The sequence below is a fragment of the Nonomuraea sp. NPDC048826 genome (genome assembly GCF_043198225.1).
Classification (GTDB): Bacteria; Actinomycetota; Actinomycetes; order Streptosporangiales; family Streptosporangiaceae; genus Nonomuraea.
This window is the reverse complement of sequence record NZ_JBICUQ010000001.1, coordinates 217,777-233,540: the sequence shown is the minus strand read 5'-3', so window position 1 is coordinate 233,540 and position 15,764 is coordinate 217,777. Positions and strand designations below refer to the sequence as shown.

21 protein-coding genes are annotated in these 15,764 nt (G+C 73.3%); 10 read left to right on the top strand and 11 right to left on the bottom strand.

Going from position 1 to position 15,764, the window contains the following annotated elements; translation table 11 throughout:
- The first annotated feature begins 5 nt into the window (after nucleotides 1-5).
- Nucleotides 6-440, top strand: a complete 435-nt coding sequence (locus tag ACGFI7_RS01310) for a hypothetical protein (protein WP_393397806.1) — start codon at nucleotides 6-8, stop codon at nucleotides 438-440.
- Nucleotides 441-508: 68 nt separating this feature from the next.
- Here ACGFI7_RS01310 and ACGFI7_RS01305 read toward each other — a convergent pair whose 3' ends face one another.
- The 8 genes from ACGFI7_RS01305 to ACGFI7_RS01270 all read right to left on the bottom strand — a co-directional run bounded on the left by ACGFI7_RS01305 (nucleotide 509) and on the right by ACGFI7_RS01270 (nucleotide 5,109).
- Nucleotides 509-808 (bottom strand): DUF1416 domain-containing protein, encoded by a 300-nt coding sequence (locus tag ACGFI7_RS01305; RefSeq protein WP_393397804.1) that lies wholly within the window; start codon nucleotides 806-808, stop codon nucleotides 509-511.
- Nucleotides 805-1,644, bottom strand: coding sequence for a sulfurtransferase (locus tag ACGFI7_RS01300; RefSeq protein WP_393397802.1), 840 nt, complete (start codon nucleotides 1,642-1,644; stop codon nucleotides 805-807). The genes ACGFI7_RS01305 and ACGFI7_RS01300 overlap by 4 nt, the downstream gene beginning before the upstream one ends.
- Complete coding sequence (locus ACGFI7_RS01295; protein ID WP_393397800.1) at nucleotides 1,641-2,054, bottom strand: DUF4395 domain-containing protein; 414 nt, start codon at nucleotides 2,052-2,054, stop codon at nucleotides 1,641-1,643. Before ACGFI7_RS01295 ends, ACGFI7_RS01300 begins: the two co-directional genes overlap by 4 nt.
- Before the next feature lie 176 nt (nucleotides 2,055-2,230).
- Nucleotides 2,231-2,608 (bottom strand): TlpA family protein disulfide reductase, encoded by a 378-nt coding sequence (locus ACGFI7_RS01290; RefSeq protein WP_393399568.1) that lies wholly within the window; start codon nucleotides 2,606-2,608, stop codon nucleotides 2,231-2,233.
- 102 nt (nucleotides 2,609-2,710) lie between these two features.
- On the bottom strand, nucleotides 2,711-3,577 hold the full coding sequence (locus ACGFI7_RS01285) for a zf-HC2 domain-containing protein (protein WP_393397798.1): 867 nt from the start codon (nucleotides 3,575-3,577) through the stop codon (nucleotides 2,711-2,713).
- A complete protein-coding gene (locus tag ACGFI7_RS01280) occupies nucleotides 3,577-4,089 on the bottom strand; it encodes a sigma-70 family RNA polymerase sigma factor (RefSeq protein ID WP_393397796.1) in 513 nt (170 codons plus the stop codon). Before ACGFI7_RS01280 ends, ACGFI7_RS01285 begins: the two co-directional genes overlap by 1 nt.
- A 37-nt stretch (nucleotides 4,090-4,126) precedes the next feature.
- Entirely contained in the window at nucleotides 4,127-4,792 is a 666-nt protein-coding gene (locus tag ACGFI7_RS01275) for a DUF2993 domain-containing protein (RefSeq protein WP_393397794.1), read from the bottom strand.
- Nucleotides 4,793-4,857: 65 nt separating this feature from the next.
- Complete coding sequence (locus ACGFI7_RS01270) at nucleotides 4,858-5,109, bottom strand: MoaD/ThiS family protein (RefSeq protein ID WP_393399565.1); 252 nt, start codon at nucleotides 5,107-5,109, stop codon at nucleotides 4,858-4,860.
- Nucleotides 5,110-5,286: 177 nt separating this feature from the next.
- Here ACGFI7_RS01270 and ACGFI7_RS01265 point away from each other — a divergent pair, with 177 nt between their 5' ends.
- Nucleotides 5,287-5,979, top strand: coding sequence for a winged-helix domain-containing protein (locus ACGFI7_RS01265; protein WP_393397792.1), 693 nt, complete (start codon nucleotides 5,287-5,289; stop codon nucleotides 5,977-5,979).
- 16 nt (nucleotides 5,980-5,995) lie between these two features.
- Here the strand turns inward: ACGFI7_RS01265 and ACGFI7_RS01260 are convergent, their stop codons facing one another.
- Nucleotides 5,996-7,189, bottom strand: a complete 1,194-nt coding sequence (locus ACGFI7_RS01260; RefSeq protein ID WP_393397790.1) for an aromatic acid exporter family protein — start codon at nucleotides 7,187-7,189, stop codon at nucleotides 5,996-5,998.
- A gap of 69 nt (nucleotides 7,190-7,258) precedes the next feature.
- Between ACGFI7_RS01260 and ACGFI7_RS01255 the strand changes: the two genes are divergently transcribed.
- From ACGFI7_RS01255 to ACGFI7_RS01245, 3 genes are all read left to right on the top strand, one after another.
- The gene (locus ACGFI7_RS01255) at nucleotides 7,259-7,861 is read left to right on the top strand and encodes a dienelactone hydrolase family protein (RefSeq protein ID WP_393397788.1); all 603 of its coding nucleotides are present in this window, start codon (nucleotides 7,259-7,261) and stop codon (nucleotides 7,859-7,861) included.
- 111 nt (nucleotides 7,862-7,972) lie between these two features.
- Nucleotides 7,973-8,848, top strand: a complete 876-nt coding sequence (locus tag ACGFI7_RS01250; protein ID WP_393397786.1) for a hypothetical protein — start codon at nucleotides 7,973-7,975, stop codon at nucleotides 8,846-8,848.
- A 54-nt stretch (nucleotides 8,849-8,902) separates the two neighbouring features.
- Nucleotides 8,903-9,964: an alpha/beta fold hydrolase gene (locus ACGFI7_RS01245; RefSeq protein ID WP_393397784.1), complete on the top strand. Its 1,062-nt coding sequence runs from the start codon at nucleotides 8,903-8,905 to the stop codon at nucleotides 9,962-9,964.
- 2 nt (nucleotides 9,965-9,966) lie between these two features.
- On the opposite strand, the gene ACGFI7_RS01240 is transcribed toward ACGFI7_RS01245, so the two are convergent.
- The gene (locus tag ACGFI7_RS01240; protein ID WP_393397782.1) at nucleotides 9,967-10,599 is read right to left on the bottom strand and encodes a DedA family protein; all 633 of its coding nucleotides are present in this window, start codon (nucleotides 10,597-10,599) and stop codon (nucleotides 9,967-9,969) included.
- A gap of 176 nt (nucleotides 10,600-10,775) precedes the next feature.
- Between ACGFI7_RS01240 and ACGFI7_RS01235 the strand changes: the two genes are divergently transcribed.
- From ACGFI7_RS01235 to ACGFI7_RS01215, 5 genes are read left to right on the top strand one after another with little or no spacing between them, the layout of a single operon-like run.
- Complete coding sequence (locus tag ACGFI7_RS01235) at nucleotides 10,776-11,375, top strand: biotin transporter BioY (RefSeq protein WP_393397780.1); 600 nt, start codon at nucleotides 10,776-10,778, stop codon at nucleotides 11,373-11,375.
- Between the two features lie 7 nt (nucleotides 11,376-11,382).
- On the top strand, nucleotides 11,383-12,822 hold the full coding sequence (locus ACGFI7_RS01230; RefSeq protein WP_393397778.1) for an AMP-binding protein: 1,440 nt from the start codon (nucleotides 11,383-11,385) through the stop codon (nucleotides 12,820-12,822).
- Nucleotides 12,819-13,961 carry a thiolase family protein gene (locus ACGFI7_RS01225; protein WP_393397776.1) on the top strand — a complete coding sequence of 381 codons (1,143 nt, stop codon included), beginning with the start codon at nucleotides 12,819-12,821 and terminating at the stop codon, nucleotides 13,959-13,961. The genes ACGFI7_RS01230 and ACGFI7_RS01225 overlap by 4 nt, the downstream gene beginning before the upstream one ends.
- Nucleotides 13,962-14,636 (top strand): energy-coupling factor ABC transporter ATP-binding protein, encoded by a 675-nt coding sequence (locus ACGFI7_RS01220; protein WP_393397774.1) that lies wholly within the window; start codon nucleotides 13,962-13,964, stop codon nucleotides 14,634-14,636.
- A complete protein-coding gene (locus ACGFI7_RS01215; protein WP_393397772.1) occupies nucleotides 14,633-15,238 on the top strand; it encodes an energy-coupling factor transporter transmembrane component T family protein in 606 nt (201 codons plus the stop codon). Before ACGFI7_RS01220 ends, ACGFI7_RS01215 begins: the two co-directional genes overlap by 4 nt.
- Before the next feature lie 25 nt (nucleotides 15,239-15,263).
- Here the strand turns inward: ACGFI7_RS01215 and ACGFI7_RS01210 are convergent, their stop codons facing one another.
- Nucleotides 15,264-15,764, bottom strand: a complete 501-nt coding sequence (locus ACGFI7_RS01210) for a MarR family winged helix-turn-helix transcriptional regulator (RefSeq protein WP_393397770.1) — start codon at nucleotides 15,762-15,764, stop codon at nucleotides 15,264-15,266.

The following is a 15,764-nucleotide window of genomic DNA, read 5'->3' as shown; positions in this document are numbered from 1 at the left end:
TCGGGATGAGCACGGCGATCGGGGCGGCGGCCGAACGGCGTATCACGGTGGGCGGCGGCGCGGCGGACCGGCTCCGGACGATCCTGCGCGTCGACGGCTGGAGCACCGCCGTCTTCGGCGTGGTCCTGCTCGCCGCCTGGCGGCCGGTCGGCGACTGGTTCGGGCTGCCGCCGGCCTGGTCGGTGCCGTTGGGCGTGGCCATGCTCGGCGGGGCCGCCGCCCTCGGCCTGATCGCCGGCTATCCCCGGATCCCTGTCCGGTACGTCGGGCTGGTCGTCGCGGGCAACACGCTGTCGTGCGCGGCGCTCGTGGTCCTGGTGCTCGCGGGGGCGATGCCGCTGACCGGCCTGGGCGTGGCGTTCATGCTGACCGGTGCGGCGGTGGTCGCCGCGTACGCGGTGCTGGAGTTCCTCGGGCTGCGGCGCGCCCGGGAGTCCTAGGCGGCGGGTCCGGCCGCACGCGAAGGGCCCGCGTCCGGGAAGGACGCGGGCCCGTGCGGGTGGTCTCGTCAGACGGCGACGGCGAGCTCGGCCACCTCGCCGAGCCTGGCCTGCACCTGGACGTCGCGGGTGACGCCGCCGCCCGCGATGATGCGTACGGTCCAGTCGCCGGGACCGGCGAAGAAGCGGAAGACTCCCTCGTCGGACACCACGACCTCGCCGGTGAACTCACCGGTGTGGTCGAGCAGCCGCGCGTAGGCGGTGCCGGTGCCGGTGACCCTGCCCTGGATCACCGCCTGGTTGGACAGATCGATCCCGGCCGGCAGCGCGATGGTCTGCTCCGGCGCTCCGCAACCCTGCGCGCTCATCGGGCCTCCCCCAGCTCGATCGGCACGCCCACGAGCGAGCCGTACTCGGTCCACGAACCGTCGTAGTTCTTCACGTTCTCCTGGTCGAGCAGCTCGTGCAGGACGAACCAGGTGTGGGCGGAACGCTCGCCGATGCGGCAGTAGGCGATGGTGTCCTTGCCGAAGTCGACGCCCGCCTCGGTGTAGAGGGTGCGCAGCTCGTCGTCGGACCTGAAGGTGCCGTCGTCGTTGGCCGCCTTGGACCACGGGATGTTGCGGGCGGTCGGCACGTGGCCGCCGCGCTGCGCCGACTCCTGCGGCAGGTGGGCGGGCGCGAGCAGCTTGCCGGTGAACTCGTCGGGCGAGCGGACGTCGACCAGGTTGAGCTTGCCGATCGCGGCGACCACGTCGTCGCGGAAGGCGCGGATGCCGGTGTTCTCCTTGGCGACGACGTACTGCGTCTTGGCGCGCTCGGCCACGTCGGTGACCAGCTCGCGCGACTCCAGCTCCCACTTCTTGCGGCCGCCGTCGAGCAGCTTGACGTCGTCGTGGCCGTACAGCTTGAAGTACCAGTAGGCGTAGGCCGCGAACCAGTTGTTGTTGCCGCCGTAGAGGACGACGGTGTCGTCGTTGGAGATGCCGCGCTCGGAGAGCAGAGCCTCGAAACCGGTCTTGTCCACGAAGTCGCGGCGGACCGGGTCCTGCAGGTCCTGCCTCCAGTCGATCTTCACTGCGCCACGGATGTGGCCCTTGTCGTAGGCGCTGGTGTCTTCGTCGACCTCGACGAAAACGACACCCGGAGTGTCGAGGTTGGCCTCGACCCAGTCGGCATCCACCAGGACGGCGGAGCGGCTCATTGTGGTACCTCCATGTTGGCGGCGGGCAATATACGGCGAATCAGCAGATACATTTCGCAGCCAAGGCAGAATCCGAAGGCTGCGTTGAGGAAGGCGGCGAGGAGGGCCGCAGCCGTGGCCCCCAGGGCCAGCGGCGTGATCCCGGCGAAGAACCCGGCCAGCCCGGCGACCGCGAAGACCAGCCCCACCCCCTGCGCGAAGCGCGGCGGGCGGGAGTCTTCGGTCTCCTTCGGAGCGCTCTTGACGAGCGCCTTGAAAAGCATCCCGTACGGTGATCTGCCCGCGATGCCGAACGCGAACACCACGGCCTGGGCGGCGAGCAGCCAAGCGCTGCCCGTCACCAGGACGAGGACGAGGATCAGAGTGGTGATGGCCGCGCCGAAGCGCAGCGCCCTGGGGTCGGCACGCATCGTGGGATGCTCCTGAAGGGGTCGAAAGGGGGCGGACCGGAAGCCCGCGCGAGACCGTCCTCAGGCAGCGCGACAGAGCGCGGTCGCGACGCGGCAGAAATCAACCGCGCGCCGCTTCGTGAGCAGCTCTGTCGATGGGTTCATGCCGAGAAGACTACTCGGCGTCTCGACATCTGTCACATGTCGTCCGGCTTGTGAGACGAATCGTGAGACACGGCCCCGCCGAGCGCGGCCAGCACGTCGGCCTTTCTGGGCTGCCCGGCCGCCTTGCGCACGATGGCGCCCCGCGCGTCGAGCACGAAGACGGTCGGCGTGCGCATCACGTCGAGCCGCCGTACGAGGTCCAGCCGGGACTCGGCGTCGATCTCCACGTGCGCCACGCCGGGCACCATCGCGCTCACGTCGGCGAGGATCCGCCGCGTCGCCCGGCACGGCTGGCAGAAGGCGGTGGAGAACTGCACGAGCGTGGCCCGCTCCCCCAGCTCGGCGCCCAGCTCGGCGGCGCCCAGCCGGTCGCCGGGATCGCGGTCGCGTACGCGTCCGTCCGTGCGCAGCCGAACCACCCCGATCGCCGCTCCGAGCGCCAACGTGGCCAGCGCCACCCACAGTCCAGTCATCCTCCGGTGCAACCACCGGCGCCGCCGATTGCTTCCCGGCTATTTCCTGGTCACCGGGATGCGCAGCAGCAGCGCGTCGTCGCCGAAGATCTCGAAGGCGGCGATGTCGGCCATCGCCGTGCTCGACTCGTACCGGAAGACCGCGTCGTCCTCGTAGGTCGCGCGGCTGATCCGCCACGGCTCGGTCCGCTCCCTGGAGCCGTCACGGGCGACGACCTCCAGCCTGCAGTCGGTGCCCACCTTCACCCCTTCGACCCGCACCATCAGATCGGTGCGCGGGCCGTCGGGCGCGGCGGTCACCGTGGCCTTGTGGCCGGCGGCGGACCTGGTGAACACGCGTCCCAGGGACGAGCGCAGCGGCGCGGGCGTGCCCGTGGGCGACGCCTTGGGCCGGGCCTCGGAGAAGGGCTTCTGGCCGGTGGTCGAGAGCGCCTCGGCGTCCTGCGGCTCGGTGGCGTCCTCGGCCGCCTCCGACCGGGCCGTGTCGCCCGCCTCGGCCTCGGGTTCCGGCTGGGGCTGGGCCTGGCGCTCGGACTGGGCGGCGTGGTCGGAGACCGGCGCGGAGGCGGCCGTCGGGCTCTCTCCGGGCATGGTGGACCATACGACGCCGCCCACGCCGACCACCGCCGCCGCGGCTGCGACGGCCATGAGCGCGCGGGCCCGCCTGCGCCGCCTGACGCGGTCGGTCAGCAGCCGTTCGAGCACCCGCCTGGGCGGGCTGGCGACCAGCTCGACGTCCCGCTCGGACACCTTGCCCAGGAATCCGGCGACGCCGGCCAGTTCCTCCAGTTCGCCGCCGCACTCCTCGCACGTGGCCAGGTGGAGGTCGATCTCCTCCGCTTCCCGCGGGTCGAGCGCGCCGAGCGCGTGCGCGCCGAGCGCCAGCCGGACCTCCTCACACGTCATCACGGCGCCAGCCCCCGCTCTTCCAGCGCGAGCTTGAGCGCCCGCAGCGCGTAGTACGTGCGTGACTTGACCGTGCCCGGCGGGATGCCCAGTTTCGCCGACGCCTCCTTCACCGATCTCCCCCGGTAGTAGACCTCCATGAGCACCTCGCGATGCTCGGGCCGCAGCGCAGCTAACGCCTCCGCCACCGCCCACGACTCGACCGCGCGTTCCAGGTCGTCGTCGGCGGGCAGCACGGCCAGCGCCTCGTCGCCCGTCTCGGGCGGTCGGGCCTTGCGGGCGCGGTGCTGGTCGACGACGAGGTTGCGGGCCACGGTGAACAGCCAGGCGCGGATCGGGCGGTCCTGGAAAGCGCCGGGATGCCGCCACGCCCGCAGCAGCGTCTCCTGCACCACGTCCTCCGCCCGTCCCGAGTCACCTGTCAGTCGCAGTACGTATCCGTACAGTGGCCCGGCATGCTCGTCGAACAGGGTCCTCACGAGTTCCTCGTCGGCGGTGCCAGCTGAGCTCACACCCTCATCACGTACGACGGGCGGAGTCGGTTCACGGTCATCCACGGATCGGCACGTCAGACGCCTCGGCGGAGATCTGCAGACCTCCGGGCACGCTCTTCACCCCGGTCACCTTCACGTCGAAGGGCAGCTTCCCCTTGAACGGGATCGTGTAGCTGACGAACCGGGCGAGCTGGGCGGGCACTCCCTCGATCTTCTCCGCCTGCAGCCGGACGCCTCCCTCGGTCATCTCGACCTTCATCTCCGCGTTGAACTTGACCTTCTGGGCGCCCACCATCAGCTCGCCCGAGGCGACGAACCGGTCACCCTTGCCGCTGATCTTCACGCCCTGCGGGGCGAACCTGTCGATGGTCTCGTTGGTCAGCGTGCCGCTGACGGCGACCCGGCCGGCCCGGATGTCGGCCCTGTTCTGCAGGAGGTCCGCCAGCGGCGCGGTCACGTCGTACGCCGCCCCCTTGAGGTTCTCGATCGGCACCCCGCCGTAACGCAGCGTGCCGAGGTCGAACCGCACCTCCTGGTAGTGACCGGAGACCGCCTGGGTCAGGAAGGGGATGCCGGTGATCTCCACCTCCGGCGTGCCCTGCACGTCGGAGGCGGCGGCGATCCGGTTGGCGAGATCGCGCTGCACGCCCGCGACCGCCACCCGGTCGAGCACGGCGAGGAGGACGACGAGCAGGATCAGGAAAACGAGCAGCTTGCGCATCGCACTCCCTGTCTCGGGCCGGGGGTCAAGAAGCTTATCGGCTCATTCCCCGACAGACCGGAAGATCACCCGCCCGCGAAGGGCGGGAGCACCTCGACCGTCACGCCGTCGCGGAGTTCGACCTCGCCGTGCGGCCTCCTGCCCACGGGCGAACCGTCGATCAAAAATGACGATCTGCCGACCACCCGGGCGAGTTCGGCGCGATCAGCTGTGATTTTCGTCATGAGTTCGCCCAGCGTGGCGGCCTCGAACTCCTCTTCAGCCACTCCCGCCGCCGACTTTGCGGCGGCCCAATAACGCACTTTTCCGCAGGCCATGGGCACCTCACCAATCGTCATTCACCATTGTGCGTTCCTGTTTACCCGGTCGTTGCAGGCGACCTGCCGTTCATCTGCCGGACGCCCAATGGACGTGTCTCGCTCGTGGGTTATCCTCGCCTACAGGACTCGGGCGACGTAGCCCCCGGGTCCTTCCTTGTTCAAGGGGAGGCCGACATGAGCAACCTGCTCCTGCTCACCAACGCGCTCGAGCCGTCCGCCGAAGTGCTCCCTGCGCTGGGGTTGCTCCTCCACTCGGTCCGTGTCGCCCCCGCGGAGGCGTCCGCGCTCATCGACGCCCCTCCGTCGGACGCCGTGCTGGTCGACGCCCGCAAAGAGCTCGTGCAGGCCAAGAGCCTGTGCCGGCTGATCCGCACCACCGGCATCGACTGTCCCCTGCTGGTGGTCGTGACCGAGGGCGGGCTGGCCGCCATGACCGCCGAGTGGCAGGTCGACGACGTGCTGCTGGAGAGCGCCGGCCCGGCCGAGGTGGAGGCGCGGCTGCGCATGGCCGTGGGCCGCATCTCGCAGGCCTCCGCCGAGGACGTCCCCGACGAGATCCGCAGCGGCGACCTGTCGATCGACGAGGCCACCTACACGGCGCGGCTGCGCGGCCGGGTGCTCGACCTGACGTTCAAGGAGTTCGAGCTGCTCAAGTACCTCGCCCAGCACCCCGGCCGGGTGTTCACCCGAGCCCAGCTGCTGCAGGAGGTCTGGGGCTACGACTACTTCGGCGGCACCAGGACCGTCGACGTGCACGTGCGGCGGCTGCGGGCCAAGCTCGGCACCGAGTACGAGTCGCTGATCGGCACCGTCCGCAACGTCGGCTACCGCTTCGTCCCCGACCGGGCCGACACCGCGGCCGTCTGACACCCCGCGGCGGTCCTCAGCCGGGGATGAGCCGGGCGGGAAACGCCGCCTGGTGCGGCCCGGCCTCCGGGTCGAGCTCGTGCCTGATGGCCGCGCACTGGTCCAGCATCGCCCCGTGCAGCGACCAGAGCCGGATGTTCTCGGTGTCCGGGACCCGCTCGGCGACCAGCACCTGATGCTCGCCGCCCTCGCGGAGCGCGGTCCGCAGCCGGCCCAGGTCCTTGACACTGCCGCGGCCCAGCTGGAGCCGCCCGAACGCGGCGAAGGCCCGCGAGATGGCCATCAGCTCGTCGCCGAGCGCCGACGGCACCCGGTTGACGTCCTCGGCGGGCAGCCCCCGCACCCCCGCCGCCAGGTCGGTGAGCGACCGGGCGAGCGCGCGCAGCTGCAGGCAGGCGTGATCCAGACAGGTCATGGCCTCGGCCACCTGGTCGAGCCGCTCGTCCTGCCGGCGGCGCTCCAGCGGCACCAGCCGGACCGACTCCGCGGCCTGCTCGGCGACCTCCTGGCTCTCCCGCAGCCGGGTGTCCACCTCGCGGGAGCGTTCCAGCCAGTGACGCGCTGCGTCCTCGTCCCACGAGCCGCGCACCCCCTTGCCCATGTCCGCCGTCAGCGCCGCCATGTCGCCGGCCAGCTCGGCCAGCTCCTTGCGGGCGTCCTCCACGTACCGGGGCGGCAGCACGACCAGGTTGGCGACGATGCCGATGACGGCGCCCAGCAGCAGGTCGAGCAGGCGCTCCAGGCTGTAGCCGGCCCCCAGCGCGAACACCAGCAGGCCGGTGATCGGGATCTGCACGTTCTGCTTGGGCAGGTTGAGCAACGGCGTGAGCACGAGCCCGCCCGCGATCAGGATGGCGAGCGTGATCGCGTTCACCCCGAGCAGGTAGATCAGCGCGGCGGCGCCGGCCAGCCCGACGATCACGGCGCCGACCTGCTGCGCGCCCCGCACGACCGTGCTGTAGGCGGTGGCCGAGATCGTGAGCAGCACCCCGATCGGGGCCAGCACCGGCATCCTGGCCTCCAGCACCCGCGCCGCGATCCACCAGGCCAGCACGGACGCGACCGTCGCCTTCACCCCTTGGAGCAGCGGCTCGCGCTCGGCCCGCAGCCATCCGCCCAGCCCCAGCCGGCGGGCCCGCTCCCAGATCAGCCTGCCGGTCGTCGCGATGCGTTCGAAGGGCGGCAACAGTTGCCGCGATCGGTCCCCCACTCCGGCATCGTCGCAGGAAGACTCCCCCGCGAGCTGGGTAGACACCCTGCTTGAGCGGAGGTGGCGCGGATGGACGCCGAGATCTCGGGTCAGCTGGTGGTGCCGGACGAGGCGCACGGCATGGTGGTGTTCGTGCACGGGAGCGGAAGCAGCAGCCGCAGCCCGCGCAACAGGTACGTGGCGGGGGCGCTGAACGAGGCGGGCCTGGGCACTTTCCTGTTCGACCTGCTGACGCCGGAGGAGGAGCTCGACCGGGCCAACGTGTTCGACATCGAGCTGCTGGCCGGCCGGCTGCTGGCGGCGACGGGGCGGGTGCGCGCGGAGCCGGCCGCGGCGCGGCTGCCGCTCGGCTACTTCGGCGCGAGCACCGGCGCGGCCGCCGCCCTGTGGGCCGCCGCGGAGCCGGACGCCGGAGTGGCCGCCGTCGTGTCCCGCGGCGGCCGCCCCGACCTGGCGGGCGCCCGTCTAGGGTCCGTACGGGCCCCGACCCTGCTCATCGTGGGCGGCCACGACGAGCAGGTGCTGGAGCTGAACCGGGAGGCCCAGCGGGAGCTGGGCGGCGAGAGCCGCCTGGAGGTCGTCCCCGGCGCCACCCACCTGTTCGAGGAGCCCGGCGCCCTGGAACGGGTCGCCGACCTGGCCGGGCTCTGGTTCGGCGCGCACTTCGGCTGAGCCCGGGGCCACCACGTACGTGTCCCCGGATGGGTGGTGTCACGGATGAGCGCGGCGCGCCGCCCGGCCTAGCGTCCATGGCGTCCAGCATCGACTTCGACAGGAGACGCCATGCTCATCCCGAAAGCGTTGGCCGCCACGATCCTGCTGCTGGGGGTGTCCGCGGCCACCCAGCCGCAGACCCACCTGCTGCCGGGCGCGGTGGTGGTCAGCGTGACCAGCGCACTCGACTCCACCACCCCGAAGACCGCCCAGCCCCGCTGCCCCGAGGGCAAGCGGGTGACCGGCGGCGGCTTCCGGATCAACGGCGGCGGCGCCCACGTGGTCCCGACCCGGCTGCAGCCGGTGCACACCAACAACCGCGACCGCTACGACGTGGCCGCCGCCGAGGACGAGACCGGCGTCAGCGGAAGCTGGTCGGTCACCGGTTACGCCATCTGCTCCGACCCGCTGCCGGGCATGGTCATCCGGAGCACCACGATCCAGGACGATCCGGCGTCCGACGAGCTGAGCGCGGGCAGCACCTGCTCCGGCGTCTCCGTCGTGATGGGGACCGGAGCAGCCGTGACCGGCGGTGGCGGCCAGGTGTCCGTCACCCGCACGGGGCCGCTGTCGCTGGTCACGCCCAGCTTCACCGCCGCCAGCGCGAAGGAGGATCCCACGGGCTACGACCAGCCGTGGACCCTCACGGCCTACGCCGTCTGCGCGGAGGTGCCGCTCTCGTCCGTCGGCCGGGACTTCGACACCTCGCCCGGGGACACGCAGAGCCCCAAGAGCGCGACGGCCACCTGTCCGCAGGGCATGCGGGTGACCGGGGCGGCCGGGACCTTCAACATCCACTCGTCCCGGGACGTCATCATGCAGGCCATGGTGCCGGAGGCCGTGAACGGCAACCAGCCGGGCACCCGGACCACCGTCACCGCGCACGAACGCACCCCCTCCGGTGGGAACTGGAGCGCGGTCGCGGCCGCGCACTGCTCGAACTGACAGGTGTGCAGGAGTACGTGGTCCACCGCCACCCGGCCTGATTACCGTCGACGGATGAACGACGGTGAAGGCATCCGTCACGTCCGCACCGCCGACGGCGTGCGGCTGGCGTACGAGGTGAGCGGGCGGGGCCCGGCGCTGGTCCGGGCCCCGCACTCCATGTCCCACCTGCTGATGGAGAGGACGAGCCCGGTCTGGCGGCACTGGCTGGAGCTCATGGCCGGCGACCGCACGCTGCTCCGCTACGACCAGCGAGGCAGCGGGCTCTCCGACCGGGACACCGAGCACGGGCTCGGCCGGTGGCTGGGCGACCTGGAGACCGTGGTCGACGCCGCCGGGCTCGACCGGTTCACGCTGCTGGGCGCCTACCAGGGCGGCACCGTCGCCGTCGGCTACGCCGCCCGGCATCCCGAAAGGGTGAACGGGCTCGTGCTCTATGGGACGTCCGCGCGCGGCAGGGCCCACTGGGCGGGCTGCGACCCGGCCGAGGTGGCGCTGTTCGAGCGGGTGACCGAGATCGCCTGGGGCCGGGTGGGCTCCGCCTTCCGGCACGTCTTCGCCGACCTGCTGCTGCCCGACGCGTCGAGCGAGCTGAAGAAGCAGCTGGTGGCGGGCATGGGGCAGAGCGCGGACGGGCGGGAGGCGGCCCGCATCTGCGCCGCCTGGGCGCCGGTCGACCTGACCGGGGCCGCCCGCCGGCTCCGGGTGCCCGCGCTGGTGCTGCACGTGCTGGGCGACCGGCTGGCGCCCTGCGAGGAAGGGCGGTCGCTGGCCGGGCTCATCCCGGACAGCCGGTTCGTCGCGCTGCCCGGCCGCAACCACCTGATGCTGCCCGAGGAGCCGGCCTGGCTGCGCTTCTCCGCCGAGGTGCGGGCCTTCCTGGGCGTCCCGGCCCAGATCGGCCGGGGTGAGGCGATCACCGGCAGGGAGCGCGAGGTGCTCACCCTGGTCATGCTCGGGCTGGGCAACGAGGAGATCGCGGCCCGGTTGTTCCTGTCGGTGCGCACGGTCGAACGGCACCTGTCGAACGTGTACGCCAAGCTCGGGCTGCACGGCAAGTCGGCCCGCGCCGCCGCTGCCGCCGCCCTCGCCGGCCGGTCGGGCGAGCGCCGCTGAGCTCAGTCCTGCGGGGCCTCGCGGCGCTCGCGCAGCCGCTTCCAGACGAAGACGCCGATGGCCAGCGCGATCAGCCCGAGCACCACGTACGTGAAGATCCCGACGTACGTCTCCACGATCGACCACTGCTCGCCCAGGAAGTAGCCGGCGGTCACCAGCACGGTGTTCCAGATCAGGCTGCCCAGGGTGGTGAACAGGGTGAACGTGGGCAGCGGCATCCGCTCGAACCCCGCCGGGACCGAGATGAGGCTCCGGAACACCGGGACCATCCGGCCCAGGAACACCGTCTTGCGGCCGTGCCTGTCGAACCAGGCCTCGCTCTTCTGCACGTCCTCCAGCTTGAGCAGCGGCACCTTCTCGAACAGGCGGTGCACCCGCTCCTTGCCGAGCAGCGCCCCCACCCCGTACAGCGCCAGCGCGCCCACCACCGAGCCGAGCGTGGTCCACACCAGAACCTGCCAGAAGACCAGATTGCCCTGGCTCACCGTGAATCCCGCCAGCGGCAGCACGACCTCACTCGGGATCGGCGGGAAGAGGTTCTCCAGCGCGACCGCGATGCCGGCGCCGGGCGCGCCCAGCGTTTCCATGAGACCCGTGACCCATTCGACGATTCCGCCCAGACCGCTGGATGTCATCCCCGTCCCTTCGTCGCACGTAGTCTCTAGCCCGTACCGGGTCGCGTATTCCTCCCGATCCGTCACACCCCCATCCACCTGAGACATTCCTCGGCGGGGAACGTTGTGGCAACCCTCCATGCGTGCCGGGAGCCCGGGTGGTGTGGGATCGGAGCCGCACCTACTTAGGAGGAGCGATGAAGTGGTTCTCCCCTGGAGACGTCGCCCGGGTGGCCGTCTTCGCCGCGCTGATCGCGGTGCTGGGGCTGCCCGGCACGCTGAACCTCTTCGGCGGCGCGGTGCCCATCACCCTGCAGACGTTCGGCGTCATGCTGGCCGGGCTGATCCTCGGCTCGTGGCGGGCCGCGCTGGCCGTGGCCGTGCTGATGGCCCTGGTCGCGACGGGGCTGCCGCTGCTGGCCGGAGGCCGGGGCGGGCTGGTCGCCTTCACCCAGCCGTCCGCGGGGTTCCTGATCGGGTGGCTGCCGGGCGCGTTCGTGACCGGGTGGATCGCGGAGCGCGGCGGGCCCGGGGGGCGCAGTCCGAGCGTGCCGCGCCTGCTGGTAGCGTGCCTGGTCGGCGGCATGGGGGTCGTCTACCTGTTCGGCATCCCGCTGCTCGCCGTCTTCGGCGGTCTCTCCCTGGGCGCGGCGGCGTGGTCCACCCTGATCTTCGTGCCGGGCGACCTGGCCAAGTCGGCGCTGGCCGCATGGGTGGCCCGGGGCACGCAGCGCGCCTACCCGGCCGCGATCCCCGCCGCCCACGCGAAGCGTCCCCGACCCGTCGAGGAGGACTGACCCGGGCATGCCAGTCGCAGCGCAGGTCATCCGGCACGCCGCCGTCTCCCCTGGCCGGGTCGCGGTGTCGGGCCCGCACGGCGCGATCACGTACGGAGACCTGGCCCGCCGCGCGCGCGAGACCGCGGCGGCGTTCCCTGTGGTGTCCCCTGCGGGCCGGCGGGTGGCCGGGATCTGCCTGGCGGATCCGGTCGAGCAGCTGATCGCGGTGCTGGCCGCCGACCTGGCCGGGGCCGTTCCCCTGCTGTACGAGCCGGCACTGCGTGACGGCGTCCCGGCGGACCTGCTGATCGAGACCCTCCCCACCGGCGCCGTGCCCGGGACGGCGCCGTTCGTGCCGGGGCCGGGCGATCTCGCGTGGGCGAGCTTCAGTTCCGGGAGCACCGGGCGGCCGCGCGCCGTCGTCCGCACCCGCGCGTCCTGGACCGGCTCGTTCGAGCCGCTGAGCGCTCTCACCGGGATCGGCGCGGATGACGTGGTGCTGGTCCCGGGGCCGCTGGTGTCTTCCTTGTACGGGTTCGCGGCGGTGCACGCGCTGGCCGTGGGCGCCACGGTGCTCGCGCCGGGCCGGTGGGCTCCGGGCGCGCTGCCGGGGCTGCTGCGGCGGGCGACGGCGGTGCATCTGGTGCCGCACCAGCTTCCCGCCGTGCTGGACGCGCTGCCCGCGGGCGCGCCGCTGCGGGTGGCGGTGGCGGGCGGGGCGGCGCTGCCCTCCGGGGTGCGCGAACGTGCCGGTGCCGTGCGGGTGGTCGCCTACTACGGGGCCACCGAGCTGTCCTTCGTGGCCGTGGACGCCGACGGCGGGGGGCTGCGGCCGTTCCCCGAGGTGGAGATCGAGGTCAGGCCGCCGTCGGGCGAGGTGTGGGTGCGGTCCCCCTGGCTGGCCGAGGGCTACCTGGGCGGGGTGGCCGGGCCGCTCAAGATCGACGACAAGTGGATGAGCGTCGGCGACCTCGCCCACCCGTACGCGCGGGGAGAGCCGCTGCGGCTGCGCGGGCGCGGCGACGGCGCGATCCAGACCGGCGGCGCGACCGTGGTGCCGGAGGACGTCGAGGCGGTGCTCCGGCGCGCGGACGGCGTGAGTGACGTGGTGGTCGTCGGCTCGCCGCACCCCGTCCTGGGCGCGATCGTGACCGCCGTGGTGGAGGTAGGCGCGGTCGGGACGGGCGCGGTCGGGACGGGTGTGGTCGGGACGGGCGCGGTCGGGGGCGCGGGCGCGGTCGGGACAGGTGCGGTCGGGACGGGTGCGGTCGGGGGCGCGGCCGGGTGGGGGCCGTCCAGGGCGGGGCTGGAGGCGGTGGCGCGGGCCGGGCTGGCCGCCGCGCAGCGGCCACGCCGGTGGTACTCGATCGCCGCCCTGCCTCGTACCGCGACCGGCAAGCCCGCCCGCGACCAGGTGGCGGCCGCCCTGACCACCGGTGATCCCGCCCTGCGGCGGCTGACGTGACGGCCTGGCTGGACCCGGTGGTCGTGGCCGCCCGCCGCACCCCGATCGGCACGGCCGGCCACGCCTTCAAGGCCGTGCCGGTGGACGCCCTCGCCGCCCCGGTGCTGGCCGCTGTGGCGGGTGACCTCGCCGCCGGCGGCGGGCCGGGGGTCGACGACGTGGTGCTGGGCAACTGCATGGGGCCCGGCGGGAACATGGCGCGGGTGGCGGCGCTGCGGGCCGGGCTGGGCGACGCCGTCCCCGGGCTGACAGTGGACCGGCAGTGCGGGAGCGGCCTGGCCGCCGTCCTGGTCGCCGCCCAGGCCGTACGGAGCGGGGACATGGAGTGCGTGATCGCCGGGGGCGCCGAGAGCGCGTCCACGGCTCCGGTGCGCGCGCATCGGGGCGGGTCACCGTACGAGCGCGCGCCCTTCGCCCCTGAAGGACATCCGGATCCCGACATGGGCGAGGCGGCGGAGGCCCTCGGCGCGGCGCGCGGCGTGAGCCGCGAGCGGCAGGACTCCTACGCGGCGGCCAGCCACGCCAAGGCGGTGGCGGCCCGCGCGGCGGGGCGGTTCGCGGCCGAGATCGTCCCGGTCGGGGGGCACGACCAGGATCAGCGGCCGCGCCCGCTGCGCCCGGCGTCGCTGGCCAGGCTGCCGGCCGCGTTCGTGGCCGGGGGCGCGGTGACCGCGGGCAACTGCTCGCCCAACAGCGACGGCGCGGCCGCGGTCGCCGTCGTGCCCGAGCGGCTGCGCGACGGCAGGCCGGGCCTGCGGCTGGTGGCCGGCGCGGTGGTCGGGTGCGATCCGGCGCTGCCCGGCTGGGGGCCGGTGCCCGCGGTGCGCCGGCTGCTCGCCCGTACCGGCACGGACCTGGAGCGGGTGGCGGCGGTGGAGATCGTGGAGGCGTTCGCCGCGCAGACGCTGGCCGTCACCGACGCGCTGGGGCTCGACCCGCTGGGCGCGGACGCCGGCCGGGTGTGCGCGGACGGCGGGGCGATCGCGCTCGGGCACCCGTGGGGGGCCAGCGGCGCGGTCGTGGTGACGCGGCTGTTCACGCGGCTGGTGCGGGCCGGGGCGCCGAGAGGGACGCTCGGGCTGGCGACGGCGGCGGTCGGCGGCGGGCTGGGCGTCGCCGCCCTGTTCGAGGTGGTGTGAGTGATCGAGTTGGCTGACGTGCACGTCCGGCTCGGGGAGCGCGACGTGCTGCGGGGCGTGACCGCCTCGCTGGCCGAGCGGCGGATCGGTGTCATCGGGGCGAACGGGTCGGGCAAGAGCACGCTCGCCCGGTTGTTCAACGGGCTGGCGCTGCCCACCTCGGGCACGGTCACCGTGCTGGGCCACGACACCAGGCGGCAGGCGGCGAAGATCCGGCGGCGGGTGGGGTTCCTGTTCACCGACCCGGACGCGCAGATCGTGATGCCGACCGTGGCCGAGGACGTGGCGTTCTCGCTGCGCCGCCACAAGCTCCCGGCGGACGAGGTGCGGGCCAGGGTCGCGGACGTGCTGGCGCGGCACGGGCTGGCCGGGCACGCCGACCATCCGGCCCACCAGCTGTCCGGCGGGCAGAAGCAGTTGCTGGCGCTCTGCTCGGTGCTGGTGCTGGAGCCGGAGATCCTGATCATGGACGAGCCCACGACGCTGCTCGACCTGCGCCACTCCCGGCTGGTGGCCGAGCACCTGCGCGCCCTGCCCCAGCAGGTGGTCGTGGTCACGCACGACCTGCCGCTGCTGACGGACTTCGACCGGGTCCTGGTGCTGGACGAGGGCCGGGTGGTGGCCGACGCGCCGCCGGACGAGGCGATCGGCCACTACCGCCGGCTGCTGACGTGAACAGCCTGACGGGCGCCTACGTGCCCGGTGACTCGTTCCTGCACCGGATGCCGGCCGGGGTCAAGCTTCTGGGGCTGGCCGGGTGCTGCACCGCGTTGCTGCTGCTGCCGGGCCTGTGGGCGATGGCGGGCGCGGCCGTGGTGGTCGCGGCGCTGTACGCGTTCGCGCGGGTGGGCGCGGCGGCGGCGTGGGCGCAGGTCCGGCCGGTGCGCTGGTTCGCGGCGGCGCTGTTCGCGGTCCAGTTCTTCCTCGCCGGTCCGGCGACCGCGGCCCTCGTCTCGTCCAGGATCGTGCTGGCGGTCGCGCTGGCCGGGCTGGTCACGCTGACGACCAGGACCTCGGCCATGATGGCGGTGCTGGAGCGGGCCATGCGGCCGGGCCGCCGGGTGGGGCTCGACCCGTTCCGGATGTCGCTGCTGCTCTCGCTCACCATCCGGAGCGTCCCGGTCATCGCCATGCTCGCCACCCGGGTGCGGGAGGCGCAGCGGGCCAGGGGCGTCGAGTGGAGCGTGCGCGCGTTCATGGTGCCGATGGTGGTGGGCGCGCTGCGGCACGCGGACGCGCTGGGCGAGGCGCTCAGCGCCCGCGGCCTGGACGACTGACGGCCCTTAGGTACAGCCACGGGTCTCAGTCCAGCGACGTGTCGCCGAGGGACTCCAGGAGCTGACGGAGCAGGCGGACGAGGTGGTCGCGGTCCTCGGCGTCGAGCCCGGACAGCAGCCGCGCCTCGTTGGCGACGTGCCGCGGCACCAGCTCGTCGATCAGCTCGCGCCCGGCCTCGGTCAGCCGGATGCGCACGGACCTGCGGTCGCCGCTGTCACGCAGCCGCTCGACCAGGCCCTTGCGCTCCAGCTTGTCGATCCGGTTGGTGATCGCGCCCGAGGTGACCATCGCCGCCTTGAGCAGCGCCCCGGCCGTCAGCTCGTACGGCGGCCCGGAGCGGCGCAGCGTGGCCAGCACGTCGAACTCGTGCTGCTCCAGCCCGTGCTCGGCGAACAGCTCGCGCAGCCCGCGTTCCAGCAGGCGGGACAGGCGCGACACCCGCCCGACGACCTCCATCGGCCACACGTCCACGTCCGGCCGCTCCCGTCGCCACTGCCCGGTCAGCGCGTCGACCGCGTCACTCAT